Source organism: Oceanicola sp. 22II-s10i, assembly GCF_002210105.1.
Taxonomy (GTDB): Bacteria; Pseudomonadota; Alphaproteobacteria; order Rhodobacterales; family Rhodobacteraceae; genus Pseudooceanicola.
Genome location: NZ_AQQU01000001.1, coordinates 402,130 through 426,353 on the forward strand (window position 1 = coordinate 402,130; position 24,224 = coordinate 426,353).

A 24,224-nucleotide genomic window follows, 5' to 3' on the forward strand; every position below is an offset into this window, starting at 1 on the left:
CCCGCATATGACCACGCCCCAGATCACCGACAGCCACTGTCACCTCGACTTTCCCGACTTCGACGGAGAGCATGACGCCATCGTCGCGCGCGCGCTCGAGGCGGGCGTCAGCCGCATGGTGACGATCTGCACCCGTCTCGACCAGGAACCGAACGTCCGCGCCATCGCGGAGCGGTTCGCGCCGGTCTTCTACGCCGCCGGCATCCACCCGATGCGCGCCCACGAGACGCCCCAGATCGAGGCCGACACGCTGATCGCGCTGGCCAGGCACCCCAAGTTCGTGGGTATCGGCGAAACCGGGCTCGACTATCACTACACCCCCGAGGGCGCCGAGGCGCAGCAGGCGCACCTGCGCACCCATATCGCGGCCGCGCGGGACACCGGCCTGCCGCTGATCATCCACGCCCGCGACGCGGACGCGGACATGGCCCGCATCCTGACCGAGGAACACCGCAACGGCGCGTATTCCTGTGTGATGCACTGTTTCTCCTCAGGTCCCGAACTGGCGCGGGCCGCGCTCGACCTCGGCTTCTACCTGTCGATGTCCGGTATCGCGGCTTTCCCCAAATCGACCGAGGTGCGCGACATCTTCGCCGCCGCGCCGCTTGATCGCATCCTCGTGGAAACCGACAGCCCCTACCTCGCGCCGCCGCCCCACCGGGGCAAGCGGAACGAGCCGGCCTATACCGCGCATACCGCCCGCAAAGGGGCCGAGACGATGGGCATCCCCTACGAGGACTTCGCCGCCGCCACGCAGGCCAATTTCGACCGCCTGTTCCGGAAGGCCGCAGAGTGGAGGGCCGCCGCCTGATGGGAGAGCTGCGTTTCACCCTGCTCGGCACCGGGTCCTCGGGCGGCGTGCCCCGCCTCGGCGGACACTGGGGCCAGTGCGACCCGAACGAACCCCGCAACCGCCGCCGCCGCTGTTCCATGCTGGTCGAGCGCGAGGGCGACGAGGGCAAGACCACGGTGCTGATCGACACCGGGCCGGACATGAGAGAGCAACTGCTCGACGCCGGCGTCGGCAAGCTGGACGCGGTGATCTGGACCCACGCCCATGCCGACCACGTGCACGGGCTGGACGATCTGAGGATGATCGTCTTCAACATGCGCAAGAGGCTCCATGTCTGGGCCGACGGCGACACCCAGAACGACCTCTTCTCGCGCTTCGGCTATGCCTTCGTGCAACCCGAGGGCTCGCCCTATCCGCCGATCCTGAACATGCACACAATCGACGGGCCGGTGACGATCCACGGCGCGGGCGGCGACATCGTGTTCGAGCCGTTCAAGGTCAACCACGGTTCCATCGACGCGCTCGGCTTCCGGATCGGCGACCTCGCCTACCTGCCCGACGTGGCCAAGATGAACGACGAGGCCTGGGAGGCGGTCAAGGGCCTCGACTGCTGGATCCTCGACGCCCTGCGCCGCGATCCGCACCCGACGCATTCGCACCTCGCGCAGTCGCTCGAATGGATCGAACGCGCGGCGCCCCGGCGCGCCATCCTAACCAACATGCACATCGACCTGGACTATGCGACGGTCGCGGCGGAAACGCCCGACCACATCGTGCCGGCCTATGACGGCATGACGATCACATACCCGGTCTGACCACATGCAAGCACTGATCACCGTCATCCTGCCCGTCTTCCTGCTGATCGGATCGGGTTGGGTGGCGACGCGCGCAGGTCTTACCCCTCCGGCGCTGTCCGAGGCGCTGACCAAGTTCTCGCAGACCATCGCCTTTCCCTGCCTGCTCTACCGCGCCGTCGTCGCGCTCGACATCGCGCATGAATTCAACGCGCCGCTGCTGGTCAGCTACTACGCCGCCGCGGGGGCGTGTTTCTACATCGGCATGTTCGGCGCGCGGTTCATCTTCCGCCGGGACTGGGAGGACTGCGTCGTCGTTGGCTTCTGCTGCCTGTTCTCGAACACGCTGATGCTGGCGATCCCGATCACCGAACGCGCCTACGGGCATGACGCGCTGGCCTCGAACTTCGCCATCGTCGCGATCCACGCGCCGTTCTGCTACGTGCTCGGCATCGTGACGATGGAGGTCGTGCGCTCGCGCGGGCAGGGCCTGAACGCGGCGGCGCTCGGCAACCGCATCTTCAAGCAGGTGGTCACCAATCCGCTGGTGGTGGCGCTGGCCATCGGTTTCGTCGTGAACCTCGGCGGCCTGACCACCCCTGCGCCGGTCTATGCCGCCGTCAACATGCTGGCCAACGCCGCTGTGCCGGTCGGCCTCTTCGCCATCGGCGGGGTGCTCACGCAATACCGGCTCGAAGGCGACGGCCGCCTAATCGCGATGGTCTGCGGCATCACGCTGATGCTGCATCCCACCCTGATGTGGAGCTTCGGCCGCTTCGCTGACCTGCCGCAGGGCGCCTTCCGCTCGGCCGTCATCACCGCCGCCGTCGCGCCGGGGGTGAACACCTACGTCTTCGCCAACATCTACGGCCGGGCCAAACGCGTCGCCGCCTCCTCCGTGCTGCTGACCACGATCGGCTCGATCCTGACCGTCTGGCTCTGGCTCAGCCTGCTGCCCTGAGGCGCAGTCTCCCCAGCTTCATCTTGCCGAAAATATGCCGGGGGTGCGGGGGCAGAGCCCCCGCGGCAGCGACGGCACAGCCGGCGCAACGGCTTTCATTCGGAATGCGGCCACGCGAAAGCCCCGGCGCGGCCATCTCGTACGGAAGAGGCAGGCCACAGCACAGCCCGCAAACACTCCGCCCGATGCTTCATCTGGCCCCTAAACTCCGGGGGTGCGGGGGCAGAGCCCCCGCCGCGGCGACGGCAAAGCCGTCGCAACTAAAACGTACTCTCATCCCGCCAGCTTCTCGCGCAGCACCCCGCGCTCACCGGCATCCAGCCCAATCCGTTCCATGTAGGCGCTCGCCCCGCCAAAGGTGTCCTCCAGCCAGACCAGCGTCGCCAGCATGGTCGGCGGGGCCGAGGCCAGCACCCGCTCCGCATGGGCCGGCTCGCTGCCCCGCGCCAGCGCCCTCTCGCGCAGCACGCCGATCAGCCCGGCACCATGGGTCGCGGTCCAGCCATAGTCCTCGGCCACATGCTCCGCCTCGACCCCGGCATTGCCGAGCAGCAGCGCCGCCATGATCCCGGTCCGGTCCTTGCCGGCGGTGCAGTGGAACAGCGCCGTTCCCTCCGCTGCCGCCAGATAGCGCAGCGCCTGCGCGAAGGCCGGACCACATTGCTCCAGCCCGGCGCGATAACGCAGCCCCATGTCGAAGCCCCCGGCATGACCGAGCGCCATCGCCTCGATCGTCTGAAGCCCGTCGTAGAGCGGCAGGTGGTGGTAGGTCACCGCATCATGCCCGGCCAGCGGGTTCGGACCCTCTTCCACCTCCGCGTGCGAGCGCAGATCGACGATCGTCGTCAGCCCGCCGTCCAGCAGCGCCCTCAGTCCGTCGGTATCCACACCGCGCAGCGCATCGCCGCGCAGGAACACGCCTTCGCGCGTCTCGCCACCGCCCGGCAGGGGGTGCCCGCCCAGGTCCCGCACGTTGTGAATACCGCCAAGCTGCGGCCCTCTCGGCTGTCTCGTCATCGCTCAGTCCCTTCCCGTTTCCCCCGACCCGTATCAGAGCCGCGTGACATTCCCGCGCGCCACCGCGACCGATTTCACAACCGCGTGGCAGGCGGTCCCCGGCCGGATCGCCAGCGCCTCGGCCGACCGGCGCGTCAGCCGGGCGAGGATCAGGTCCTCCCCTGTCCGCAGCTGCACGATCACCCCCGGCCCCTCGCCCTGCTTCACCGCCACCACCTCGGCGGGCAGGATGTTCAGCGCCGACAGTCCGTCGGGCCGGTCGCGCGACAGGATCACGTCCTGCGCCTCGATCCGCACCCTGACGCGCCCGCCCGGTGCAGCATCGACGCGGGGCAGAAACAGGCTGCCACCGGACAGCGCGATCTCGCTCAGCCCGTCGGCATGGTGCGCCGTGACCGTTCCGGTCAGCAAAGCGCCCGCCTCGGCCAGTCCCAGCCGGGGGGCGAGGTCGGGATCGGCAAAGACATCCTCCGCCGCGCCCGTCGCCACCACCTGTCCGGCGTCGATCAGCACGACGGTGGTGGCCAGCCGCGCCACCTCCTCCACCGCGTGGCTGACGTAGAGGATCGGCATTCGCATCTCGTCCCTGAGCCGTTCGAGATAGGGCAGGATCTCGGCCCGCCGCGCGGTGTCGAGCGAGGCGAGCGGTTCGTCCATCAGCAGCACCTCGGGCCGCGACAGCAGGGCCCGCCCGATGGCGACCCGCTGCTTCTCGCCGCCCGACAGGTCACGCGGCCTGCGCCCGGTCAGATCGCCCAGCCCCAGCATCTCGACCACCCGCGCGAAGTCCCCGCGCCCGCCCCGGCCGCGCGTGCCGTAGGACAGGTTTCCCAGCACCGACATATGCGGAAACAGCCGCGCGTCCTGAAACACATAGCCGATGCCGCGCCGGTGCGGCGGCAGCCAGACGCCCTTGTCGGTGTCGCCAAGCACCCGGTCGCCCACGACGATCCGCGCGCGGTCGGGCCGGAACAGGCCCGCCACCGCGTTCACCACGCTGGTCTTGCCCGCACCCGACTGGCCGAACAGCGCCGTCACCCCGTCCGGCGCCTCGAAAGCCATGTCGAGCGCGAAGCGCCCGAAGTCGTGTCCGATCCCGACGCTCAGCCCCATCAGCCCAGCCCGATCCGGCGGGCGACGGCCCGCGACAGCGCCTCGGACGCCAGCAGCGCCAGCAGCGACACCACCAGCGAGACGCCGATCAGCACGCCCACCGTCATCTCTCCCCCCGGCACCTGCAGGAAGGTGTAGATCGCCGAGGCCAGCGTCCGCGTCTCGCCCGGAATGTTCGACACGAAAGTGATCGTCGCGCCGAATTCCCCCATGGCCTTGGCAAAGCCGAGGATCGATCCGGCGATGATACCGGGCAGCGCCAGTGGCAATGTCACCGTCAGGAACACCCGTCCCGGCCCCGCGCCCAGCGTGCCCGCCGCCTGTTCCAGCCGCCGGTCCGCCGTCTCGATCGACAGGCGGATCGCCCGGACCATCAGCGGAAAGCCCATCACCGCAGCCGCCAGCGCCGCGCCGGTCCAGCGGAAGGCTAAGGTCAGGCCGAAGGCGCTTTCCAGAAACCCGCCGACCGCCCCCTGCCGCCCGAAGGTGATCAGCAGCAGGTAGCCGGTCGCGACCGGCGGCAGAACCAGCGGCAGATGGACAAGCGCGTTGAGCAGCGCGTGCCCCGGAAACCGGAACCGCGCCAGCACATAGGCCACCGCCAGCGCGACAGGCAGGGACCAGACCACGGCCCAGAACGCGACCCTGAGCGACAGGCCGACCGCCTGCCATTCCTCGGGTCCCAGAATGTCCATGCCCGCGCGTCCCCTCGCCTGAACCGAGCGCGCATGTGACCGCGCAGCGGGGCGAAAGGCAAGGCCGGGTCAGGGTTGATTGCGGAAGATCTCGGTGCCCAGCCGGTCCACCGGATAGCAGAGCACGGCAAGGAACAGCAGGGTGAAGCACAGGGCGGATACGATCGACATGCCCGCGAAAAAGGGCATGGCATAGAGCGTATCGGGGTCGAAGACATGCGCCCCGATCACCCCCGCGGCGGTCGAGACGCCGCCGGTCGAGACATAGAGCGGCAGTTCGGGATCGGGATTGTCCGGGGCGATCAGTGCGATCACGCAGTAGCAGGCGATCAGCAGCCCGACCGCCGAGGCCAGGGACATCTGCTCTGACCCCATCCGTTCCGCCATCACCAGCTGGTCCAGACCGGGGACCGAGGCAAAGAACCACAGCCCGAGATTCACGAGGACGATCCCGACGACGCTGAACACCAGCACGTAGGCCGACAGCGCCCGCCAGCCACGGTCGCAGGTCCAGCCGAAGATCAGGGCGACTGCCAGGAAGATGAAGCTGACAGCGGTGCTCGGCACCATCGCCGCATAGCCGGGGGAAATCCGGGTGGCCATGTCATACCCCCCGACCCAGCCGAGCATGAGTGTCACGGCACCCAGTACGACCACGGCGCCTGCGAACAGCACGGCAATCAGATCTGAACCGCCGGAGGGCGGCAGGTCGTCCATTACGATATCCCCGTATGTGAGTGGCGCCGCTCCCCTGCGGCACAGGGGAAGTGTTAACGACTCGGCACCCCCCTGTCTTGCATTAATACAGGTCAGGGGCAAATCGTGATCGAAGCATGTATCTTTTAGCGGCCCTACCGGCTTTGAGTCGCCCTAGCGGGCCGCGCCGTCGGACAGCGGCACCGGGAACACGACGTCATAGGCCCAGTTGAAGGCCAGCGCGTAGACGAAATAGAACCCTGCAAGTGCCAGATCGACGACCAGCGCCCGCCACAGCGGCATATCCAGATACCACGCGATGAACGGCACCAGCAGGAGCAGCAGCCCCGCTTCGAACAGCGCCGCGTGCAACATCCGTATGGGGAAGCTCTTGCGCAGAGTGCCCAGCCTGCGCAGCATCGCCCGGTCGAAACCGAGGTTGAACCAGTAGTTCCACGCCATTGCCAGGAAGGTGCTGACCACCGCCACGACACCGAAAGCGCCCGCATGAACGTCGAACACCAGCGTCCCCAGCGGGACCACGGTCAGCAGTGCGATCACCTCGAAGGAAATGGCGTGGCGGATTCGGTCGCGTGCGGTTCTCATGTCATCACCTTGGTCCGGGCCAATGAGGCCCGCGCCTTTGCTCGGCCATCGCCCTAGCACCGGGCATCTCGCGCGGAAAGCCGGACCCGAAAAGGAAAGCGCCCCGGAACCGGATGGTTGCCGGGGCGCCACCATGTCAGTCCTCAGACGGTGATCAGACCGTCCAGCCCGAGATTGCCTTCACTTCCATGAAGTCCTCGAGACCCCAGACACCGGCCTCGCGCCCGTTGCCGGACTGCTTCATGCCGCCGAAGGGCGCGCCCGGACCGCGCGGCTTGCCGTTCATCTCGACCATGCCGGACCGCAGTTTCAGCGACATGCGGTTCGCACGGTCGCCGTCCTGGGTCTGGACGTAGTTGGTCAGGCCGTAGGGCGTGTCGTTGGCGATCTCGACCGCGTCTTCCTCGGTGTCGAAGGGGATGATCGTCAGCACGGGGCCAAAGATCTCTTCCCGCGCGATGGTCATCTGGTTGTTCACATCGGCGAACACCGTCGGCTTGACGAAGAAGCCCCGGTTCAGCCCCTCGGGCCGCCCGGTGCCACCCGCGACCAGCTTGGCACCCTCGTCGATGCCCTTCTGGATCAGCGCCTGGATCTTGTCGAACTGCGTCTTGTTCACGACAGGGCCGATATGCTTGCCCTCTTCGTGGGCCGACGCGACCTTCACCGACTTGGCGACCTCGGCGGCGGTTTCCACGGCCTTGTCGTAGATCCCCTTCTGCACCAGCATCCGCGAGGGCGCGTTACAGGACTGGCCCGAGTTGTTCATCATGTGCATGACGCCGCGCTTGATCGCCGCGTCATCCGCATCCTCGAACACCACGTTCGCGCCCTTGCCGCCCAGTTCCAGGTGCACGCGCTTGAGCGAGTCGGCGGCGGCCTTGGAGATCTGGATGCCCGCGCGGGTCGACCCGGTGAACGACACCATGTCCACGTCCTTGTGCGTGGTCAGGGCCGAACCGACACCGGCGCCGTCGCCGTTCACGAGGTTGAACACGCCCTTGGGGAACCCTGCGGCATCCATGCACTCGGCAAAGACCATCGCGTCCAGCGGGCTTTCCTCGGAGGGCTTAAGGATCATCGTGCAGCCCGCGATGGCGGCGGCGATGACCTTGAGCGAAATCTGGTTCAACGGCCAGTTCCACGGGGTGATCAGCGCGCAGACGCCAACCGCCTCATAGACGATCCGGGTGTCCGAGAACTTCTCGCTGAGCGGGCGGTTGAAGTCGAACTCCTTGGCCGCCTTGAGGAAGTTCTTGGTGTGACCCAGACCTGCGCCGACCTGTGCGGTCCGGGCGAGGTCGATGGGCGCACCCATCTCGGTCGACACGGCCTGCGCGATGTCCTCGGCGCGGGACTGGTAGATTTCGAGGAACTTCTCGACGATGGCGATACGCTCTTCGGGCGGGGTGGCCATCCAGCCCGGAAACGCCGCCTTGGCGGCGGCGACGGCAGCGTCCACATCGGCCTGACCGCCCAGCGAGATCACAGCGCAGGCTTCCTCGGTCGAGGGGTCGATCACCTCGTGGTCGCGGCCATCCTTCGGATCCACCCATTCGCCGTTGATATAGAACTGACGTTTCTCGATCATTCTTGGTCTCCCTTTCGATCGCGGCCTTCCGCAATATCGGCGGCGGTTCCGCGTGCTGGCGGCACTCTGTCACTGGGAACACCCCTCCGCAAGCGGGGGATTGGGGGTGCACAGCCGCCGGATACTCACTAAGTAGGCATCGAAACGCTCGATCCAAACCGGAGGCTTACATGGCACTGCGTATCAACGACACGATCCCCGACCTCACCGTCAACACCGATCAGGGCACGTTTTCCCTGCACGAGTGGATCGGCGACAGCTGGGCGATCCTGTTCTCGCATCCCAAGGATTTCACCCCCGTCTGCACCACCGAATTCGGTGCCGTCGCGCAACTGACCGACGAATGGGCCAAGCGCGGCTGCAAAGTCATGGGGATCTCGGTCGACAGCGTCGAGGACCACAAGAAGTGGAAGGGCGACATCGAAACCGTGGCCGGGACCAAGGCCGGTTTCCCGATCGTCGCCGATGACGGCCTTGAACTGGCCAAGGCGCTCGACATGCTGCCCGCCGACGCCTACCTGCCCGACGGACGCACGCCCGCGCATTCCGCCACCGTGCGGTCCGTCTTCATCATCGCGCCGAACAAGAAGGTGCAGCTGATGATGACCTACCCGATGACCGTTGGCCGGAACTTTGCCGAGGTGCTGCGCGCCCTCGACGGTCTGCAGCGGACCTACGAACAGCCGCTGGCCGTGCCCGCGAACTGGGAAGTCGGTCAGGACGTCATCGTCGCGCTGGCGCTCGACGACGCGGCGGCCGAGGCGAAGTACGGCAAGCTGGACAAGAAGCTGCCCTACCTGCGGTTCGCCAAGAACCCCGCCTGATCCGGCAGGTCAGAAATGGATGGACGCCTCCGCCGGACCCGGCGGGGGCGTTTCCCGTTCCGGGCCTCAGCGCGCGCGCCGCATCGGCACCACGCCGACCGCGATCCCGCCGAGGATCAGCGCCGCCGACAGAACCGCTGTCACCGAAACCGCCTCGCCCAGCAGGACAGCCCCCAGCACCAGCGCGATGACCGGCGCCGAGAGCTGCGTCAGCGCCGCCCGCGTCGCGCCCAGCGAGGGCAGCAGCGCATACCACAGCGCATAGCCGAGGGCCGAGGTCACGCCGCCCGACAGCACAGCCAGCACCAGCCCCCGCCCGGTCGTGCCCATGGAATCGGGCCACAGGATCAGCGCCAGCGCCACCACGGGCAGGCAATAGACGAAGTTCCACGCCGTCGCCGCCAGCGGATCGGTCACGCCGCGCCCGATCAGCGAATAGATGCCCCAGCCGACCGCCGCGCATCCCATCAGCAGCAACGCCCCCGGCGCGACCGCCACCGGCCCGGAGGGCAGGGTCAGGATCGCCAGCCCGGTCAGCGCCAGTGCCATCCCCAGCCAGCGCCGCGCCGGGGGCCGGTCGCCTTCGGTCAGCGCGCCTGCGAACATCGTCACCTGCACGATCCCGAACAGCGTCAGCGCCCCCACACCCGCGTCCATCGACACATAGGCAAAGGAAAAACCCAGCATATAGGCCGCAAGCCCGCCGATCGCGGGCAGGACCGGCCGCGCCGGGGCGGGCACCTTGCGGTCCCGCAGGGCCAGCAGCAACACGAGAACCACCGCGCCCGACGCCACCCGGACGGCGGCGAAGGCGGCAGGACCGATGTCCTGCGTCGACAGGGCCAGCCGGTTCAGGATCGAATTGGCCGCAAAGGCCACCATCGTCAGCGCGGTCAGCAGTGCCAGCCGGATCGCCATACTTCATACCCCTTCAACACCGGTCCATCCGCCTTCTGCCCCAGAGCAAGCGGCGGGACCATGCCGAAACCACCTCCCCACGATCTCCCCCCGAGCCGAGTCGCACCAGCCCCCTTGCCTCCGCCGCGCCGTGGACCATCCTGCCAGGCAGACCCAGCACCGCAGGCCCCATGCCCGAGACACCGGACCCCGACGTCACCCGCCTTTACCAGACCGGCGCCGCCGCATGGCTGAAGGCCCGCGACACTTCGCTGTTCGAACGCCCCTGGCTCGATGCCTTTCGCGCGGCGTTGCCCGGTCCCCGCGTCCTCGACCTCGGCTGCGGCACCGGCCGCCCGATGGCCGGGCACCTGATCGCCAACGGCTGCGCCCTGACCGGCGTCGACGGCGCGCCCGCGATGATCGACCACGCAAGCGCCGCTTTCCCCGGCCACACATGGCTGACCGCCGACATGCGTGCCCTGCCGCCCCTCGTCCCGTTCGACGGCATCCTCGCCTGGCACAGCTTCTTTCACCTGCCCCCCGACGATCAGCCCGCCATGTTCGCGACCTTCGCCCGCCTCACGGTTCCCGGCGGCGCGCTGATGTTCACCAGCGGCACGGAACGCGGCACCGCCACCGGCAGCTTCGACGGCCGCCCGCTGTATCATGGCAGCCTCGACACCGCCGAATACCGCGACCTGCTGACCGGCCACGGCTTCACCGTCCTGCGCCACACGGCGTCGGACCCGGCCTGCCGCGGCGCGACCGTCTGGCTGGCCCGCAGGGGCTGAGTCAGGTCCCGTCCGGCAGCACCCGCGCCAGCCAGACCAGAACCACGCCGGCGAGGAAGAAGGCGAGACACAGGAACAGGCTCCAGACCACGACGCCGTCCCAGCCGACCCGGCCCGGATCGGTGAAGAAATACGGATAGACCCCATCCACCGCTCCGCGAGCCTGCGCATAGACGACATAGACCGCGGGCCAGACCAGCCATGTGACCGCGACCGGCCAGCGCAGCCCGCGCTTGTCGCCGGAGACCGCCCACCACAGGAACACCGCCACCGGCACCACCCCGTGCAGGCCGGTGTCGGCCCAGAAATCCAGCCCGGTCAGCGGACGGTAGAGCAGCGCATAATTGACCACGCCGACAATTCCGATCCACAGCGTCAGCCCGCCGCCCCACCACGCCCCCGGCTTGACCGCCGCGACCGCGGCCAGCGAGAAGGTCAGCGCGACCATCAGGTTGGTCAGGATGGTGAAGAACCGCAGCAGCCGCCAGGCCACCGCCAGCCAGCCGATGTCCGGCGTCCCGTAAGAGGTTGCAGCGAACTGGGCCCCAAGCGACACCCAAGCCGCGAGGGCGATCATTAAGGCAAAACCGCGGGCCTGATCGGACATCTCCATAAAACAACTATCACGGGATCTTGCGGTGACGATCAAGGCGCAGGAAGATTGTGACGATGGAATGGCGTGACCAAGGCATTATTCTGGCCGTGCGCCGGCACGGCGAAACCTCGGCGATCGTCGAGGTGTTCACCCCTGCGCGCGGTCGCCATGCCGGTGTCGTGCGGGGCGGAACCTCGCGCCGCCTGACGCCGATCCTGCAGCCCGGCGCGCAGGTCGACATCGCGTGGCGCGCGCGGCTCGAGGATCACCTCGGCAACTTCACCGTCGAACCCGTCCGATCCCGCGCCGCAGCGCTGTCCGACCGGATGGCGCTGGCCGGGCTGAACGCCGTTTGCGCGCTGCTGTCCTTCTGCCTGCCCGAGCGTGAACCGCACGAGGCGCTCTATCACCGGACTGAGGCGCTGCTGGACCTCTTGGGCGACGACGACCTCTGGCCGCTGGCCTACCTGAGGTGGGAGGTCGCGCTGCTGGACGAGATGGGCTTCGGCCTCGACCTGTCCGAATGCGCGGTCACGGGACGCAACGTGTCGCTCGACTACGTCTCGCCCCGCACCGGCCGCGCCGTGTCGGCCCAGGGCGCGGGGGAATGGGCCGCGCGCCTGTTGCCGCTGCCGCCGGTGCTCAAGGGCGAAGGCGACGCCCCCGATCACGAGATCGCCGAGGCGTTCCGCACCACCGGCCATTTCCTGATGAACCGCCTTGCGCCCGAGCTCGGCTCCAAACCCCTGCCCGAGGCGCGCCAGCGCTACGTCGACCTGTTTGCCCGCCGCCTGCGCGGCCCGGCGCCGGAAGGACCGCCATGACGCATTCCGATACCCTGCCACCCCGTTCCGCCTCCGGTTTCCGCAGGCCGCGACCACGTGCCAGGCTGGCCCCGCGCGAAACCACCCGGCCGCTGCCCGAGGCCCTGCCCCCCCTGACCGTCGACGACCTGCCGCGGAGCCTGCCCTTCGCCCCCAAGGACACCCTGCAGGTCGGATCGCCGCCGCTGCGGCTGGTCATCAAGACCGTCACCGGCCTGTCCGAACGCTTCCGCTGGTGGCGCACGCCCCTGACCTCGGCCGCGACGGCCACCGAAGAGATGGGGCCGCTCGACAACCTCTACTGGATCCACAAATCGAAATACCCGGTCTGCCAGATGCCCGGCGGCGCCGACCCGGACAGCCGGCTCGACCGCAACTATCGCGGCGTCTCCCTGCCGCAGGGCCTCGTGCCCGAACGCACGCTGACCCTTGGCGCCTGTGGCGACATGCTGCGGTCGCCGGGCATCGACGGGTCGCAGGACATTCTGTTCGAGAAGGTGGCCGACGACCTCTTCGGTCAGGACCTCGCCTTTGCCAATTTCGAATCCCCCGTCACCACGCAGCCGCTGGTGGACGAGGTGATCGGCGATGCCGGGCCGCCGGTCGAATGCTGTTCGCGCGAACAGTTCGACATCTTCAAGGGCCACCGGGGCCGCAACTTCGACATGCTGCACACCGCGAACAACCACATGTTCGACATGGGCGTCGAAGGTATCGAGAGCACCCAGTCAGCGCTGGCCGAGGAAGGCATCGCCAACCTCGGCACGCTGCGCAGCCCCGCACAGCATGGGCGCGCCGTCATCGTCGACCGCAACGACATCCGCATCGGCTTCGTCTCGGACTGCTTCGGCCTGAACGGCCGCGTGATGCCCGAGGACGAGCGGTGGCGGATCCATGTGTCCAAGCTGCTGTCAAAGAAACAGCCCCCCGACCTGTCCCTGCTCAAGCGCCAGATCGACGACGCGCGGGCGCAGAACTGCGACTTCATCATCGCCTCGGTTCACTGGGGCTGGGAATTCGAGCTGTTCCCGAGGGAGGTCCAGATCGCCGCCGCGCACGAGCTGGTCGAATACGGCGCCGACAGCCTGATCTGCCACCACCCCCATGTCATCCAGCCGGTCGAGGTCTACCGCACCGAACGCGACCCGGCGCGGGTGGCCGTCATCGCGCATTCGCTGGGCAGCCTGACATGGGCCTTCATGGCGCCGCATATCGTGCTCAGCACGATCCTGAAGCTGCGGCTGGCCAAGGGTTATTTCGAAGGCGACCTCGTCACCTTCATCGCCGGGGTCGATGCGGTTCCCGTCTTCCGCACCTATGTCGAGGAAGAGGGCCACATGATCACACGGATCGAGAAGCTGACCGATCACGTCGGCCGGCAGGACAGCCTGTTCCCGCAGGAATACGTCGGCCAGATCGCGGCCCATGCCGAACACGTGCTCGGGCCGGACTGCATGCGCCGCCCCAAGGGCTGAGCGTTGCAAGGCGTGTCGCCGGGCGATGATCGGCGATCACCGGTCCCCTGCACCGACGCGATGCAGTCACGCCATTCGCAGCCTTATCCGATCTTGCCGCCGGCATCCCCGATCTGACCGCGATGCAGCAGCAGATGGTCGAGGATGACACAGGCCATCATCGCCTCGCCCACCGGAACGGCGCGGATGCCGACGCAGGGATCGTGGCGGCCCTTGGTGATGATCTCGGTCGCCTCGCCTGACTTGGTGATCGTCTGCCGGGGCCGCAGGATCGACGAAGTGGGTTTGACCGCAAACCGGACCACGACGTCCTGGCCCGTTGAAATGCCGCCCAGGATCCCGCCCGCGTGGTTCGAGGAATAGACCGGCTTTCCGTCGTTCCCCATGAAGATCTCGTCCGCGTTCTCTTCGCCCGTCAGCTCGGCGGCGGCCATGCCCTCTCCGATCTCCACGCCCTTCACCGCGTTGATCGACATCATCGCGGCGGCCAGGTCGGTGTCCAGCTTGCCATAGACCGGCGCGCCCAGCCCCGCAGGCACGCCCCGCGCGACCACCTCGATCACCGCTCCGACCGAGTTCCCGGATTTCCTGAGCGAATCCAGATACTCGGCCCATTCCCCGGCGGCCTCCGCATCAGGCACCCAGAACGGATTCCGCTCGATCTCCGCGGCATCGAACCGCTCGCGGTCGATGCGTCTCGGGCCCATCTGGACCATGTAGCCGCCGATCTCCACCTCCGGCGCCAGATGCGCCAGCGCCGCCCGCGCCAGCCCGCCGGCCGCCACGCGGGCCGCCGTTTCACGCGCGGACGACCGCCCGCCGCCGCGATAGTCGCGGATTCCGTATTTCTGCCAGTAGGTTATATCCGCATGACCGGGCCGGAATTTCTCGGCGATATCGCCGTAATCCTTGCTGCGCTGGTCGGTGTTGCGGATCATCAGCTGCACCGGCGTGCCCGTGGTCTTCCCCTCGAACACTCCCGACAGGATCTCCACCTCGTCCGCCTCGCGCCGCTGCGTCGTGTATTTCGACGTTCCCGGCTTTCGCCGGTCCAGCCACTGCTGCAGCATCGCCGCGTCGACCGCGACCCCCGGCGGGCAGCCGTCCACCGTCGCACCCAGTGCGGGGCCGTGGCTCTCGCCCCAAGTGGTGACGCGGAACAGGTGGCCGAAGGTATTGAGCGACATGGACTTCCTCCCGAGGCGCATGCGCGCGGACGCGGCCTGACTAGCGCAAGCCCTGCCCCCGCGCAATCGGCGCGCGCGGCTTTCCATCCCGCCCGGCACGTCCTAGAAACGTCTCACGTCATATACCGGCCCCGAACCAGCGAAAGGAGCCAGCATGCAACGTCTGCACCTCGTCTTCGGCGGCGAACTTGTCGATCCGGGCAAGAATGTCTTCCGCAACGTCGACGACATCCACATCGTCGGCATGTATCCCGACTATGCCAGCGCCTACGACGCATGGAAGGCCGAGGCGCAGCGCACCGTCGATGACGCCCACATGCGCTACTACATCGCCCACATCCACCGCCTGCGGGACGAAGAGGCGCAGACCTCCCCGACCGAAGAACTCGGCTGACGAGGGGCGATGGCGCGATCCGTCAGTCTGGCCGCCTACCTTGCCCTCGCACGGCGCGCCCCGCCTGCGGACTGGACGCCGCCAAGCGTGCCGCGTCCGCGCGGGCCGCTGGTCTGGGCCCATGCCGGCAGCGCCGAGGGGCTGCCGGCGCTGATGCAGGTCGCCTGCCGTCTCGACGCGGCCGAAACGGGGGCGCACATGCTGGTCACGGGGGGCGAGGGCGCGGTCTGTCCCAGCCGTCTGCCGCCCGGCGTGCTGTGGCATGACGTGCCGCCCGAGAATATCGACGCGGACGAGGCGTTCCTGCGCCACTGGGCGCCCGATGTCGGCCTGTGGTCCACCGGCCACCTGCGCCCCGCGCTGCTGACCTGCGCCGGACGCGCCAACGTGCCGCTGATCCTCGTCGACGGGACCGAGGCCGCGCTGGACGACAAGCGCGCGCGCTGGCTGCCGGACGTGTCCGGCCGGGTCATCAACCAGTTCCGCCACGCCTTCGCGCAGTCCGCCAACGCGGCCCGGCGGTTGCAGCGCCTCGGGATGCCGCCCGACCGGATCGACGTCTCCGGCCCCCTCCAGCAGGGCGGGCAGGCGCTGTCCTGCGACGACGACGAACGCACCGCGATGGCCGCGGCGATCGGCGGGCGGTCGGTCTGGCTGGCCGCGATGATCCAGCGCGACGAGCTGGAGCAGGTGCTGGAGGCGCACCGGCAGGCATCGCGCTCGATCCATCGGCTGCTGCTGATCCTCGTCCCGGACCGGGTCGAGGACGGGCCGGCCTTTGCCGAGGTCGTGCATGGCGCGGGCTGGCGCGTCGCGCGCTGGTCCGATGGCGAACATCCGACCGAGGCGACGCAGGTGCTGCTGGCCGACACGTTCGGGGACATGGGGCTGTGGTATCGCCTGTCGCCGATCAGTTTCATGGGCTCGTCTCTGACCGCCGGACATGGCGGCAGCGATCCCTACGAACCCGCAGCACTCGGATCCGCCATCCTCTACGGGCCCAACATGGGGCGCTACCTGCCCGGCTACCGCAGGCTGGCCGAGGCCGGGGCGGCCCGGATCGTGCGCGATCCCGCGACGCTCTCGGCCGCCGTGTCGCGGCTGACGGCGCCGGATCAGGCCGCGACGATGGCCCATGCCGCATGGTCGGTCGCCACCGAGGGGGCCGAGGCGACGGACCGCGTGGTCGACATGGTGCAGGACATTCTGGACCGCCGGAGCACGCGCTGATGCAGGCGCCCCGCTTCTGGTACCGCCCGCCGGGTCTGGCCGCGCGGCTGCTGTCGCCGCTCGGGCTGATCTACGCGGGCGCGACGGCCCGCAGGCTGGCGCGCGGGGTGCGGTTCGATCCGGGCGTGCCGGTGATCTGCGTCGGGAACCTGACCGCAGGGGGGACCGGCAAGACGCCGACCGTGATCGCGCTGGTCGAGCGCCTCCGCGATCGGGGTGTCACCGCGCATGTGCTGACGCGCGGACATGGCGGCACGGCAGAGGGGCCGCTGCGGGTCGACGAACGCAGGCACGGGGCGGCAGAGACGGGGGACGAGGCGCTGCTGCTGTCGGCCTTTGCGCCGACATGGGTGGCAAAGGACCGGGCAGAGGGCGCACGGGCCGCCGTGGCGGCCGGGGCCGGGGCGCTGATCCTCGACGACGGGTTCCAGGATCCTGCGCTCGCTGTCTCGCTGGGGATCGTGGTGGCGGATGCCGAGCGCGGGTTCGGCAACGAGTTCTGTATCCCTGCCGGGCCATTGCGCGAACCGGTGGCCACAGGTCTGCGGCGGGCGGACCTGTTGCTGACCGTCGGAGCCGTCGAGGCTCAGGACCGTTTCACTGCCTGGACGGACCCGACCCCGCCACGCATCCGCGCCGCGCTGGAGCCTCTGCAGACCGGCATGGACTGGCGCGACACGCCCTATTTCGCCTTTGCCGGGATCGGCGCGCCCGAGAAGTTCTTCGCCACCCTGCGCGGCCTCGGTGCGCGGCTGGTCCACAGCGAGGCTCTGTCGGATCACCAGCCGCTGACGCAGGCCCTGCTGACGCGGCTGGCGAACGACGCCAGGGCGCATGGCGCACAGCTGGTCACGACCGAGAAGGACGCGGTGCGCCTGCCGCCCGCGTGGCGGCAGCAGGTCGTCACCCTTCCCGTCCGGCTGGTCTTTACCGAAGCCGCCGCGCTGGACGCGGCGCTCGACCGGCTTTTCCCGGCCTGAGCTGACTTCAGTCCAGTTCTTCCGGCAGCGCGAGGTTCAGCGCGATGGACAGGCCCGCCGCGGGCAGCAGGCCCGAGGTCAGCAGGATCTGCAGCGTGTTCGGCAGGTGCTGCAGCGCCGACGGCTCCAGTTGCAGGCCGAAGCCGACCGACAGCGACACGGCAAAGATCACCATGTTGCGCCGGTTCCAGTTTACCTCGGACAGCATGTTGATGCCCGCCGCGGCCACCATGCCGAACATGACGATCACGCCCCCGCCCAGCACGTTGATCGGCACGGTCGACACGATGGCCCCGATCTTGGGCACCAGCCCGCAGAGGATCAGGAACAGGCCGCCCACCGTCACGACATGGCGGCTCATCACCCCGGTCATCGAGATCAGGCCGACGTTCTGGCTGAACGAGGTGTTGGGCAGCCCGCCGAATATCCCGGCGATGGCCGTCCCGGCCCCGTCCGCGAAGGTCGCGCCGGTGATTTCCTTGTCCGTCGCCTCGCGCCCGGCGCCGCCCTTGCAGATGCCGCTGACGTCACCGACCGTCTCGATGGCCGAAATGACCGCCATGAAGCACATCCCGATGATGATCGCGCCGTTGAACTCGACGCCCCACCTGAAGGGCATCGGCAGCGCGAACATCGCCGCCCGACCCACGTTGCCGAAATTCACCTGCCCGAGAATCAGCGCGACGACATAGCCTGCGATCAGTCCGACGAGGATGGCCGAGACTGAGATCAGGCCCTTGGTGAAGAACTTGAGCCCCAGCGTCACGACGATGACCACCAGCGCGGGCGTCCACATGGCCAGCGATCCGAATTCCGGCTTGCCCATCAGGGGCACGCCGCCCGCCGCGTACTGGATGCCGACCTTGATCAGCGACAGGCCGATCATCAGGACGATCAGACCCGTCACCAGCGGCGGCAGGGCGAACCGCATCCGGCCGATCACCGTGCCGAGGCAGAAGTGGAAGATGCCGCCGATCACGATGCCGGTCATCAGCCCGGCCATGCCCGCGACCCCCTGCCCCGCCACCGCCGGGATCATCACCGGCAGGAAGGCGAAGGAGGTGCCCTGCACGATCGGCAGCCGCGCCCCGACAGGGCCCATGCCGATGGTCTGGAACAGCGTCGCGATGCCGGCGAACAGCATCGACATCTGGATCATGTAGATAAGGTTCGGAAAGTCCGGCGAGTTCGAGCCGAAGCCGAAGCCCGCCGCCCCCGCGACGATGATCGCGGGCGTGACGTTCGACGCGAACATCGCCAGCACGTGCTGGATGCCAAGCGGCACCGCGTCGATGAGAGGAGGAGTGTAGTTCGGATCGCGCAGTTGCGCAGGGGTGCCGAGAGCCGTGCCAGCCATGTGATATGTCCCGTTCCATGTCAGAAAGCGGCCAGCCTCTGACGGGCGGGTCCGTCACGATGTTACGGCAAACGGCGTCTCGAGTATGCATTCCTGCAGGTTCGGCGTGTCCCCTATGCGGTCGATCACCGCAAACAGGCCCGGTTCCGCCAAAGGCGTAAGCACGCCGTGCCATGTATTGCGCAGAATGTTCACGCCCTGACCGGGGGCCGGGAGGAATGCCAGCGGCGCACCCGGCACGCCGTCGTCGTCCGGGGCGACGATCACCAGCCACGGCGCTTCGGACATCGGGATGAAGGCCTGGCTGCCCTCGGGGTGCCGTTCCAGCAGGTCGCAGGTGTAGGGCAGGACGCGGGGGCGCGACTTGAAGATGCTGATCCCCGCGCGTCCGCCGGGCCCGAAATCCATCCGCGCCCGGTCGTGAAACCGGTCGCACCAGCCCTGGTTGATGACCTTGTCCGGTGCGCCGGAAACCTCCAGCACGTCGCCGAAGGGCGCGAAGGCCGCCGCCGTCAGCGGTCGCGCGGTGATGACCGGCGCGCTCATGACCAGAGCTTGGGGTGGCGGTTGACGTCCTTGTAGAGCAGGTAGCGGAACGGCTCGGATCCGCTCGCGTGGCAGCCCTGCGGACAGAAGGCGCGGAGCCACATGAAATCGCCCGCCTCGACCTCGACCCAGTCGGTGTTCAGCCGGTAGACGCCCATGCCCTGCAGCACCAGAAGCCCGTGCTCCATCACATGCGTCTCGGTGAACGGCACCTCGGCCCCCGGCAGCAGGTTCACGATGGTGACGTGCATGTCGTGGCGGAGGTCGTTGGGGTCGACGAAGCGCGTCGTGCTCCACGCGCCATTCGTGTCCGGCATCGCGGCGGGCGTGATGTCGGCATCATTTGTCACCAGAACCTCCGGCACGCCGAGACCCGGCACCGGCTCGTACCGCTTGCGCACCCAGACGGCGACCGTCTTGGCGTCACCCGCCCGCACCTGCCAGCCGCTGTCCGGCGGCAGGTAGGCGAAGCCGCCCGGCACCATGTGATGCTCGGCGCCGCCCACGGTCAGGGTCATCGCGCCTTCCAGCACGAAGAGCACGCCCTGCACGCCCGCATCCGGCTCGGGCGTCTCGGACCCGCCGCCCGGCTGCATCTCGAGGATCAGTTCGGCGAAGGTCTCGGCAAAGCCGGTCAGCGGGCGGGCGAGGATCCATGCGCGGGTCCTGTCCCATCCCGGCAGCAGGCTGGCGGTGATGTCGGACTGAACCCGGCGCGGGATGATCGCGTAGGACGGGGTGAACGCCGCGCGCCCGGTGATGATGTTGCGCTGAGCGGGCAGGCCGCCCCAGTCGGAGAAATAGCGACGCTTCACGGCAGCAGGTCCTTCAGTCGGTGATAGGCGATGCGCTCCACCTGGGCGCAGGCTGTCCTGAACTCGGTTTCGCGGTCGTTGGCAAGCCTTGTCTCGAAGGCCGCCATGATGCTCGCCTTGGTGTTGTCGCGGACGGCGATGATGAAGGGAAATCCGAACTTGTCCGTATAGGCCGCGTTGTGCCGCTCGAAGGCCGCGCGTTCCGCGTCGGTCAGCGCGTCCAGCCCGGCCGAGGCCTGTTCCGATGTGCTGTTTGCTGTCAACCGCTTGGCCGCCGCCAGCTTGCCGGCGAGGTCCGGGTGCGCGCCCAGAACTGCCATCCGTTCGGCCTCGGTCGCCGTGCGGAACACCCGCGCCAGCGCATTGGCCAGCCCGGCGGCGCGGTCGTGGACCGGCCCCAGTTCCAGCCCCCATGCCCGCTCCGCGACCCAGGGCGAATGTTCGTAGATGCCGCCGAAGGCCTTGACGAACGACGCCTTCTCCATCCGGTGCGGCACCAGCGCCCGGCGGACGGGCGGATGCACATGCGCCCAGTGGCGCGCGATATCCAGACGGCGGGCGAACCAGACGCCCTCGTGCCCCTTGGCGTAGTCGATGAACCGCTTCAGCGCCATGATACGCCCCGGACGCCCCAAAAGGCGGCAATGCATACCGATGCTCATCATCTTGGCCGCGCCCTCCTGCCCCTCGGCATAGAGCGCGTCGAAGCTGTCCTTGAGGTAAGTGAAGAACTGATCGCCCTCGCTGAAGCCCGCGGGCACGGCAAAGCGCATGTCGTTGGCGTCCATCGTGTAGGGGATCACAAGCTGGTGCCGGTCGCGGCCCTCGACCTCCATCCAGTAGGGCAGGTCGTCGTCGATCGTGTCGCTCACCCAGTCGAACCCCATCTCGGCGGCCAGCCGCATGGTGTTCATGGAACAGCGCCCGGTGTACCAGCCGGTCGGGCGTTCGCCCGTCACCTCGACGTGCAGGCGGACCGCTTCCTCCATCTGGGCGCGTTCCTCGGTCTCGGGCATGTCCTTGTGCTCGACCCATTTCAGGCCGTGGCTGGCGACCTCCCAGCCGGCTTCCTGCATGGCCAGCACCTGTTCCGGCCCGCGGGCCAGCGCGGTGGTCACGCCGTAGACGGTCAGCGGGATGTTTTCGCGCGTGAACAGCCGGTGCAGCCGCCAGAACCCGGCACGAGCGCCGTAGTCGTAGACCGACTCCATGTTCCAGTGCCGCTGGCCCGGCCATTGCGCCGCGCCGATGATCTCGGACAGGAACGCCTCGGACGCCGCATCGCCGTGCAGGATGTTGTTCTCGCCGCCCTCCTCGTAGTTCATCACGAAGCTGATGGCGATCTTCGCGCCGCCGGGCCATTTCGCATCGGGCGGGGTCGGGCCGTAGCCGATCATGTTGCGCGGATAGCGCTGCATGTGCTTGTCTCCTGCATGGGGCGGGTTCATGGATACCCTGCCCGGCGTCTCTTGCAAGTGGAACGGAGCCGGAATGGCCGAAGGATACCTGACAACCCACGTCCTGGACACCGCGACGGGCAGACCGGCGGCAGGGCTGGCCATCGCGCTGTTCCGCGTGACCGACAGCGGCCTGACCCGGATCGCGGATGCGGTGACCAACGCGGACGGCCGGACCGACACGCCGATCCTGCCGAAGGCGGCGTTCGAACCGGGCACCTACGAGCTGGTCTTCGACGCGGGCGACTACCTGCGTGCCACAGGACAGGCGGGGGATGAACCCATGTTCCTCGACATCGTGCCGATCCGCTTCGGCATGTCGGACCCCGACGCGCATTATCACGTGCCACTGCTGCTCTCGCCGTACGGCTATTCGACCTACAGGGGCAGCTGATGCTTTTCGTTCTGATGGGCACCGTGGTGATCGCCGGGATCGTGGGCTACGTCTCAGAGAAATCCGGCTTCACCCACAACGGCTACCTGCCGTCGATCATCATCTGCATCGGCGGGGCCTTCCTGTTCTTCTTCCTGCGCATCATGTTCGGCTTCCGCTTCGGCGCGCCGGGGGTCGATGCGCTGATCTCCTCCATCGGGGCGCTGATCATCGTGCCCACCCACTACCGGAAGTAAGGAGACGACAATGGGCTTCATCCTGTGGATCCTGATCGGCGCGGCGGCGGGCTGGGCCGCGACCCGGATGCTCGACATCCGGACCGGCCCCGTCCAGACCGTCCTGATCGGCATGGCCGGCGCGCTGGTCGGCGGCCTCGTGCTCAAGACCGTTCTGGCCGTCCTCGGCATCCTTGGCGGCCTGATCGGCGCGGTGCTCGGCGCGATCGTCCTGCTCTGGCTCTGGGACCGCTACGGCCCGAAATAGGCACCAGGCTCCCTGCTTCATCTGGTCCCTAAACTCCGGGGGGTGCGGGGGGCAGCGCCCCCCGCCGCGGCGCGGGCCACGCCCGCGCAACTTACTTGAAAGGCGCCATCCCCTCACGCGCCAGCTCGTCCGCGCGCTCGTTCTCGGGATGGCCCGCATGGCCCTTGACCCATTCCCAGGTCACCCGGTGCCGCGCCTGAGCCTCGTCCAGCCGCTGCCACAGCTCCACGTTCTTCACCGGCTTCTTGGCCGAGGTCTTCCACCCGTTGCGCTTCCAGCCGTGGATCCAGCCGGTCACGCCGTTCTTCACGTACTGGCTGTCGGTCACGACGGTGATGTCCGTCCCGCGGCCGAGCGCCTCCAACGCGCTGATCGCGGCCATCAGCTCCATCCGGTTGTTCGTCGTCACCGGCTCACCGCCGTTCAGCGCCCGCTCCTTCAGGACCGTTTCACCGTCCTTCGCCTGCAGCAGAACGCCCCAGCCGCCGGGGCCGGGGTTCCCGGAGCAGGCTCCGTCGGTATAGGCATAGTAGTCCGGCACGTCTCGTTCCTTTCCAGGGCGCTGCAGGTCGCTTCCGGGGCTCAGGCCCGGTGCTCCGCCGCCAGCGCCTTCTTGTAGCCGAAATGCGAGGGCTCGTAGCCCAGACGGTCATAGAACCGGTGCGCGTCCAGCCGTGTCCGCTGCGTGGTCAGCTGGATCAGCGAGCAGCCGGCGGCCAGCGCCCGCGCTTCGGCATCCGCCATAAGCTGCGCCCCGATCCCCTGGCCGCGCAGGTCCGACACCACGCGGACACTTTCCACCTGCGCCCGACGACTGGCCCGCCGCGACAGGCCGGTGATGAAGGTCAGCTGGTAGGTCGCCACGACCCGCCCGTCTATCTCGCCCAGGATCAGGTGATTGCCCCCCTCGGCCTGCATCGCGTCATAGGCGGCGAGGTAGGGCACCATGTCCTCGCCCGCCTCGCGACCGGCGCCCAGCACGTCATCGGCCAGCAGGGCGACCACCGCCGGGACATCCCCCGCGTGGCAGGGCGGAACACCACCGTCACAGGCTGGCCGCCTTGACGAAGCTCCTGATCAGCCCCGCGTCCTTCACGCCTTTCGACGCCTCGACGCCCGAGGCGACATCCACCTGCCGCGCCCCGGTCAGGCGGATCGCCTGTTCCACGTTGTCAGGGGTCAGCCCCCCGGCCAGCATCCACGGCTTCGTCCAGTATTTCCGACCCGCCAGAAGCCGCCAGTCGAATGCCAGCCCGTTGCCGCCCGGCAGCTCGGCATCGCGCGGGGGCTTGGCGTCGATCAGCAGCTGGTCAGCCACCGCCTCGTAGGCCGCGATCCCGGCCAGGTCGCCGGGATCGGCGATGCCGATGGCCTTCATCACGGGCAGCCCATAACGCGCCCGGACCTCCGCCACCCGCTCGGGCGACTCGGAGCCATGAAGCTGCAGCATGTCCAGCGGCACGCCCGCAACGATCGCATCCAGCGTGGCGTCATCCGCATCCACCGTCAGCGCCACCTTGGCGATCCCCACGGGGACCTCGACCGCCAGCGTGCGGGCAGCGGCGATGTCGACATAGCGTGGCGAGGGGGGGAAGAAGTTGAACCCGACATAGGCCGCCCCGGCCTCGGCCGACGCGGTCACGTCCTCGGGCCGTGTCAGCCCGCATATCTTGACCCGGATCTTCATGGCGGTGTGGTTAGACCGG

The 24,224-nt window shown here is 68.4% G+C and carries 28 protein-coding genes and 1 pseudogene; 13 read left to right on the plus strand and 16 right to left on the minus strand.

The window, feature by feature from the left end:
* Window positions 1–7 precede the first annotated feature (7 nt).
* The 3 genes from ATO6_RS02075 to ATO6_RS02085 are packed head-to-tail and all read left to right on the plus strand — an operon-like array spanning window position 8 to window position 2,548.
* A complete protein-coding gene (locus ATO6_RS02075) occupies window positions 8–811 on the plus strand; it encodes a TatD family hydrolase (RefSeq protein WP_088622281.1) in 804 nt (267 codons plus the stop codon).
* Window positions 811–1,608, plus strand: a complete 798-nt coding sequence (locus ATO6_RS02080; RefSeq protein WP_088623368.1) for an MBL fold metallo-hydrolase — start codon at window positions 811–813, stop codon at window positions 1,606–1,608. Before ATO6_RS02075 ends, ATO6_RS02080 begins: the two co-directional genes overlap by 1 nt.
* Window positions 1,609–1,612: 4 nt before the next feature.
* Complete coding sequence (locus ATO6_RS02085) at window positions 1,613–2,548, plus strand: AEC family transporter (protein ID WP_088622282.1); 936 nt, start codon at window positions 1,613–1,615, stop codon at window positions 2,546–2,548.
* Window positions 2,549–2,821: 273 nt separating this feature from the next.
* Here ATO6_RS02085 and ATO6_RS02090 read toward each other — a convergent pair whose 3' ends face one another.
* The 6 genes from ATO6_RS02090 to ATO6_RS02115 all read right to left on the minus strand — a co-directional run bounded on the left by ATO6_RS02090 (window position 2,822) and on the right by ATO6_RS02115 (window position 8,266).
* Complete coding sequence (locus tag ATO6_RS02090) at window positions 2,822–3,565, minus strand: tyrosine-protein phosphatase (RefSeq protein ID WP_088622283.1); 744 nt, start codon at window positions 3,563–3,565, stop codon at window positions 2,822–2,824.
* 33 nt (window positions 3,566–3,598) lie between these two features.
* Entirely contained in the window at window positions 3,599–4,678 is a 1,080-nt protein-coding gene (gene modC / locus ATO6_RS02095; protein ID WP_088622284.1) for a molybdenum ABC transporter ATP-binding protein, read from the minus strand.
* Window positions 4,678–5,373 carry a molybdate ABC transporter permease subunit gene (gene modB / locus ATO6_RS02100; RefSeq protein ID WP_088622285.1) on the minus strand — a complete coding sequence of 232 codons (696 nt, stop codon included), beginning with the start codon at window positions 5,371–5,373 and terminating at the stop codon, window positions 4,678–4,680. Before modB ends, modC begins: the two co-directional genes overlap by 1 nt.
* A 69-nt stretch (window positions 5,374–5,442) precedes the next feature.
* Entirely contained in the window at window positions 5,443–6,090 is a 648-nt protein-coding gene (locus ATO6_RS02105) for a hypothetical protein (RefSeq protein WP_088622286.1), read from the minus strand.
* 153 nt (window positions 6,091–6,243) lie between these two features.
* Window positions 6,244–6,675, minus strand: coding sequence for a PACE efflux transporter (locus ATO6_RS02110; protein ID WP_088622287.1), 432 nt, complete (start codon window positions 6,673–6,675; stop codon window positions 6,244–6,246).
* A 154-nt stretch (window positions 6,676–6,829) separates the two neighbouring features.
* Window positions 6,830–8,266: an aldehyde dehydrogenase family protein gene (locus tag ATO6_RS02115; RefSeq protein WP_088622288.1), complete on the minus strand. Its 1,437-nt coding sequence runs from the start codon at window positions 8,264–8,266 to the stop codon at window positions 6,830–6,832.
* Between the two features lie 170 nt (window positions 8,267–8,436).
* Between ATO6_RS02115 and ATO6_RS02120 the strand changes: the two genes are divergently transcribed.
* Window positions 8,437–9,090, plus strand: coding sequence for a peroxiredoxin (locus tag ATO6_RS02120; RefSeq protein ID WP_088622289.1), 654 nt, complete (start codon window positions 8,437–8,439; stop codon window positions 9,088–9,090).
* Window positions 9,091–9,156: 66 nt separating this feature from the next.
* On the opposite strand, the gene ATO6_RS02125 is transcribed toward ATO6_RS02120, so the two are convergent.
* Window positions 9,157–10,008 (minus strand): DMT family transporter, encoded by an 852-nt coding sequence (locus ATO6_RS02125; RefSeq protein WP_369597059.1) that lies wholly within the window; start codon window positions 10,006–10,008, stop codon window positions 9,157–9,159.
* 170 nt (window positions 10,009–10,178) lie between these two features.
* Between ATO6_RS02125 and ATO6_RS02130 the strand changes: the two genes are divergently transcribed.
* The gene (locus tag ATO6_RS02130; protein WP_088622290.1) at window positions 10,179–10,781 is read left to right on the plus strand and encodes a class I SAM-dependent methyltransferase; all 603 of its coding nucleotides are present in this window, start codon (window positions 10,179–10,181) and stop codon (window positions 10,779–10,781) included.
* Between the two features lies 1 nt (window position 10,782).
* Here ATO6_RS02130 and ATO6_RS02135 read toward each other — a convergent pair whose 3' ends face one another.
* A complete protein-coding gene (locus ATO6_RS02135; protein ID WP_254919045.1) occupies window positions 10,783–11,358 on the minus strand; it encodes a Pr6Pr family membrane protein in 576 nt (191 codons plus the stop codon).
* A gap of 92 nt (window positions 11,359–11,450) precedes the next feature.
* Between ATO6_RS02135 and recO the strand changes: the two genes are divergently transcribed.
* Entirely contained in the window at window positions 11,451–12,200 is a 750-nt protein-coding gene (gene recO, locus ATO6_RS02140) for a DNA repair protein RecO (protein ID WP_088622291.1), read from the plus strand.
* Complete coding sequence (locus ATO6_RS02145; protein ID WP_088622292.1) at window positions 12,197–13,675, plus strand: CapA family protein; 1,479 nt, start codon at window positions 12,197–12,199, stop codon at window positions 13,673–13,675. The genes recO and ATO6_RS02145 overlap by 4 nt, the downstream gene beginning before the upstream one ends.
* Before the next feature lie 83 nt (window positions 13,676–13,758).
* Here the strand turns inward: ATO6_RS02145 and aroC are convergent, their stop codons facing one another.
* Window positions 13,759–14,862: a chorismate synthase gene (aroC, locus tag ATO6_RS02150; RefSeq protein ID WP_088622293.1), complete on the minus strand. Its 1,104-nt coding sequence runs from the start codon at window positions 14,860–14,862 to the stop codon at window positions 13,759–13,761.
* A gap of 154 nt (window positions 14,863–15,016) precedes the next feature.
* Here aroC and ATO6_RS02155 point away from each other — a divergent pair, with 154 nt between their 5' ends.
* From ATO6_RS02155 to lpxK, 3 genes are read left to right on the plus strand one after another with little or no spacing between them, the layout of a single operon-like run.
* Window positions 15,017–15,256, plus strand: a complete 240-nt coding sequence (locus tag ATO6_RS02155; protein ID WP_088622294.1) for a DUF4170 domain-containing protein — start codon at window positions 15,017–15,019, stop codon at window positions 15,254–15,256.
* A gap of 9 nt (window positions 15,257–15,265) precedes the next feature.
* Entirely contained in the window at window positions 15,266–16,486 is a 1,221-nt protein-coding gene (locus ATO6_RS02160; RefSeq protein WP_088622295.1) for a 3-deoxy-D-manno-octulosonic acid transferase, read from the plus strand.
* Complete coding sequence (gene lpxK, locus ATO6_RS02165; protein WP_176440798.1) at window positions 16,486–17,466, plus strand: tetraacyldisaccharide 4'-kinase; 981 nt, start codon at window positions 16,486–16,488, stop codon at window positions 17,464–17,466. Before ATO6_RS02160 ends, lpxK begins: the two co-directional genes overlap by 1 nt.
* Window positions 17,467–17,473: 7 nt before the next feature.
* Here lpxK and ATO6_RS02170 read toward each other — a convergent pair whose 3' ends face one another.
* The 4 genes from ATO6_RS02170 to puuE are packed head-to-tail and all read right to left on the minus strand — an operon-like array spanning window position 17,474 to window position 21,602.
* On the minus strand, window positions 17,474–18,823 hold the full coding sequence (locus ATO6_RS02170; protein ID WP_088622296.1) for a uracil-xanthine permease family protein: 1,350 nt from the start codon (window positions 18,821–18,823) through the stop codon (window positions 17,474–17,476).
* A 54-nt stretch (window positions 18,824–18,877) separates the two neighbouring features.
* Window positions 18,878–19,369 (minus strand): ureidoglycolate lyase, encoded by a 492-nt coding sequence (locus ATO6_RS02175; protein WP_088622297.1) that lies wholly within the window; start codon window positions 19,367–19,369, stop codon window positions 18,878–18,880.
* On the minus strand, window positions 19,366–20,184 hold the full coding sequence (locus tag ATO6_RS02180) for a bifunctional allantoicase/(S)-ureidoglycine aminohydrolase (RefSeq protein ID WP_217898960.1): 819 nt from the start codon (window positions 20,182–20,184) through the stop codon (window positions 19,366–19,368). Before ATO6_RS02180 ends, ATO6_RS02175 begins: the two co-directional genes overlap by 4 nt.
* Complete coding sequence (gene puuE, locus ATO6_RS25300) at window positions 20,181–21,602, minus strand: allantoinase PuuE (protein WP_217898961.1); 1,422 nt, start codon at window positions 21,600–21,602, stop codon at window positions 20,181–20,183. Before puuE ends, ATO6_RS02180 begins: the two co-directional genes overlap by 4 nt.
* A gap of 73 nt (window positions 21,603–21,675) precedes the next feature.
* Between puuE and uraH the strand changes: the two genes are divergently transcribed.
* The 3 genes from uraH to ATO6_RS02200 are packed head-to-tail and all read left to right on the plus strand — an operon-like array spanning window position 21,676 to window position 22,518.
* Window positions 21,676–22,035, plus strand: a complete 360-nt coding sequence (gene uraH / locus ATO6_RS02190) for a hydroxyisourate hydrolase (protein ID WP_088623372.1) — start codon at window positions 21,676–21,678, stop codon at window positions 22,033–22,035.
* Window positions 22,035–22,271 carry a hypothetical protein gene (locus tag ATO6_RS02195; RefSeq protein WP_088622300.1) on the plus strand — a complete coding sequence of 79 codons (237 nt, stop codon included), beginning with the start codon at window positions 22,035–22,037 and terminating at the stop codon, window positions 22,269–22,271. The genes uraH and ATO6_RS02195 overlap by 1 nt, the downstream gene beginning before the upstream one ends.
* A 10-nt stretch (window positions 22,272–22,281) precedes the next feature.
* A complete protein-coding gene (locus ATO6_RS02200; RefSeq protein ID WP_088622301.1) occupies window positions 22,282–22,518 on the plus strand; it encodes a GlsB/YeaQ/YmgE family stress response membrane protein in 237 nt (78 codons plus the stop codon).
* A gap of 91 nt (window positions 22,519–22,609) precedes the next feature.
* Here ATO6_RS02200 and rnhA read toward each other — a convergent pair whose 3' ends face one another.
* From rnhA to ATO6_RS02215, 3 genes and pseudogenes are all read right to left on the minus strand, one after another.
* Complete coding sequence (rnhA, locus tag ATO6_RS02205; protein ID WP_088622302.1) at window positions 22,610–23,059, minus strand: ribonuclease HI; 450 nt, start codon at window positions 23,057–23,059, stop codon at window positions 22,610–22,612.
* A gap of 41 nt (window positions 23,060–23,100) precedes the next feature.
* Window positions 23,101–23,561 (minus strand): annotated as a pseudogene (locus ATO6_RS02210) (N-acetyltransferase family protein).
* Window positions 23,562–23,563: 2 nt separating this feature from the next.
* Entirely contained in the window at window positions 23,564–24,205 is a 642-nt protein-coding gene (locus ATO6_RS02215; RefSeq protein ID WP_088622303.1) for a phosphoribosylanthranilate isomerase, read from the minus strand.
* Window positions 24,206–24,224: the final 19 nt, after the last annotated feature.

Excerpts from the sequence above, each read along its gene's own strand:
- ATO6_RS02075 (WP_088622281.1), top strand. The coding sequence starts at position 8 with ATGACCACGCCCCAGATCACCGACAGCCACTGTCACCTCGACTTTCCC.
- ATO6_RS02080 (WP_088623368.1), top strand. The coding sequence starts at position 811 with ATGGGAGAGCTGCGTTTCACCCTGCTCGGCACCGGGTCCTCGGGCGGC.
- ATO6_RS02085 (WP_088622282.1), top strand. The coding sequence starts at position 1,613 with ATGCAAGCACTGATCACCGTCATCCTGCCCGTCTTCCTGCTGATCGGA.
- ATO6_RS02090 (WP_088622283.1), bottom strand. The coding sequence starts at position 3,565 with ATGACGAGACAGCCGAGAGGGCCGCAGCTTGGCGGTATTCACAACGTG.
- modC (WP_088622284.1), bottom strand. The coding sequence starts at position 4,678 with ATGGGGCTGAGCGTCGGGATCGGACACGACTTCGGGCGCTTCGCGCTC.
- modB (WP_088622285.1), bottom strand. The coding sequence starts at position 5,373 with ATGGACATTCTGGGACCCGAGGAATGGCAGGCGGTCGGCCTGTCGCTC.
- ATO6_RS02105 (WP_088622286.1), bottom strand. The coding sequence starts at position 6,090 with ATGGACGACCTGCCGCCCTCCGGCGGTTCAGATCTGATTGCCGTGCTG.
- ATO6_RS02110 (WP_088622287.1), bottom strand. The coding sequence starts at position 6,675 with ATGAGAACCGCACGCGACCGAATCCGCCACGCCATTTCCTTCGAGGTG.
- ATO6_RS02115 (WP_088622288.1), bottom strand. The coding sequence starts at position 8,266 with ATGATCGAGAAACGTCAGTTCTATATCAACGGCGAATGGGTGGATCCG.
- ATO6_RS02120 (WP_088622289.1), top strand. The coding sequence starts at position 8,437 with ATGGCACTGCGTATCAACGACACGATCCCCGACCTCACCGTCAACACC.
- ATO6_RS02125 (WP_369597059.1), bottom strand. The coding sequence starts at position 10,008 with ATGGCGATCCGGCTGGCACTGCTGACCGCGCTGACGATGGTGGCCTTT.
- ATO6_RS02130 (WP_088622290.1), top strand. The coding sequence starts at position 10,179 with ATGCCCGAGACACCGGACCCCGACGTCACCCGCCTTTACCAGACCGGC.
- ATO6_RS02135 (WP_254919045.1), bottom strand. The coding sequence starts at position 11,358 with ATGATCGCCCTCGCGGCTTGGGTGTCGCTTGGGGCCCAGTTCGCTGCA.
- recO (WP_088622291.1), top strand. The coding sequence starts at position 11,451 with ATGGAATGGCGTGACCAAGGCATTATTCTGGCCGTGCGCCGGCACGGC.
- ATO6_RS02145 (WP_088622292.1), top strand. The coding sequence starts at position 12,197 with ATGACGCATTCCGATACCCTGCCACCCCGTTCCGCCTCCGGTTTCCGC.
- aroC (WP_088622293.1), bottom strand. The coding sequence starts at position 14,862 with ATGTCGCTCAATACCTTCGGCCACCTGTTCCGCGTCACCACTTGGGGC.
- ATO6_RS02155 (WP_088622294.1), top strand. The coding sequence starts at position 15,017 with ATGCAACGTCTGCACCTCGTCTTCGGCGGCGAACTTGTCGATCCGGGC.
- ATO6_RS02160 (WP_088622295.1), top strand. The coding sequence starts at position 15,266 with ATGGCGCGATCCGTCAGTCTGGCCGCCTACCTTGCCCTCGCACGGCGC.
- lpxK (WP_176440798.1), top strand. The coding sequence starts at position 16,486 with ATGCAGGCGCCCCGCTTCTGGTACCGCCCGCCGGGTCTGGCCGCGCGG.
- ATO6_RS02170 (WP_088622296.1), bottom strand. The coding sequence starts at position 18,823 with ATGGCTGGCACGGCTCTCGGCACCCCTGCGCAACTGCGCGATCCGAAC.
- ATO6_RS02175 (WP_088622297.1), bottom strand. The coding sequence starts at position 19,369 with ATGAGCGCGCCGGTCATCACCGCGCGACCGCTGACGGCGGCGGCCTTC.
- puuE (WP_217898961.1), bottom strand. The coding sequence starts at position 21,602 with ATGCAGCGCTATCCGCGCAACATGATCGGCTACGGCCCGACCCCGCCC.
- uraH (WP_088623372.1), top strand. The coding sequence starts at position 21,676 with ATGGCCGAAGGATACCTGACAACCCACGTCCTGGACACCGCGACGGGC.
- ATO6_RS02195 (WP_088622300.1), top strand. The coding sequence starts at position 22,035 with ATGCTTTTCGTTCTGATGGGCACCGTGGTGATCGCCGGGATCGTGGGC.
- ATO6_RS02200 (WP_088622301.1), top strand. The coding sequence starts at position 22,282 with ATGGGCTTCATCCTGTGGATCCTGATCGGCGCGGCGGCGGGCTGGGCC.
- ATO6_RS02215 (WP_088622303.1), bottom strand. The coding sequence starts at position 24,205 with ATGAAGATCCGGGTCAAGATATGCGGGCTGACACGGCCCGAGGACGTG.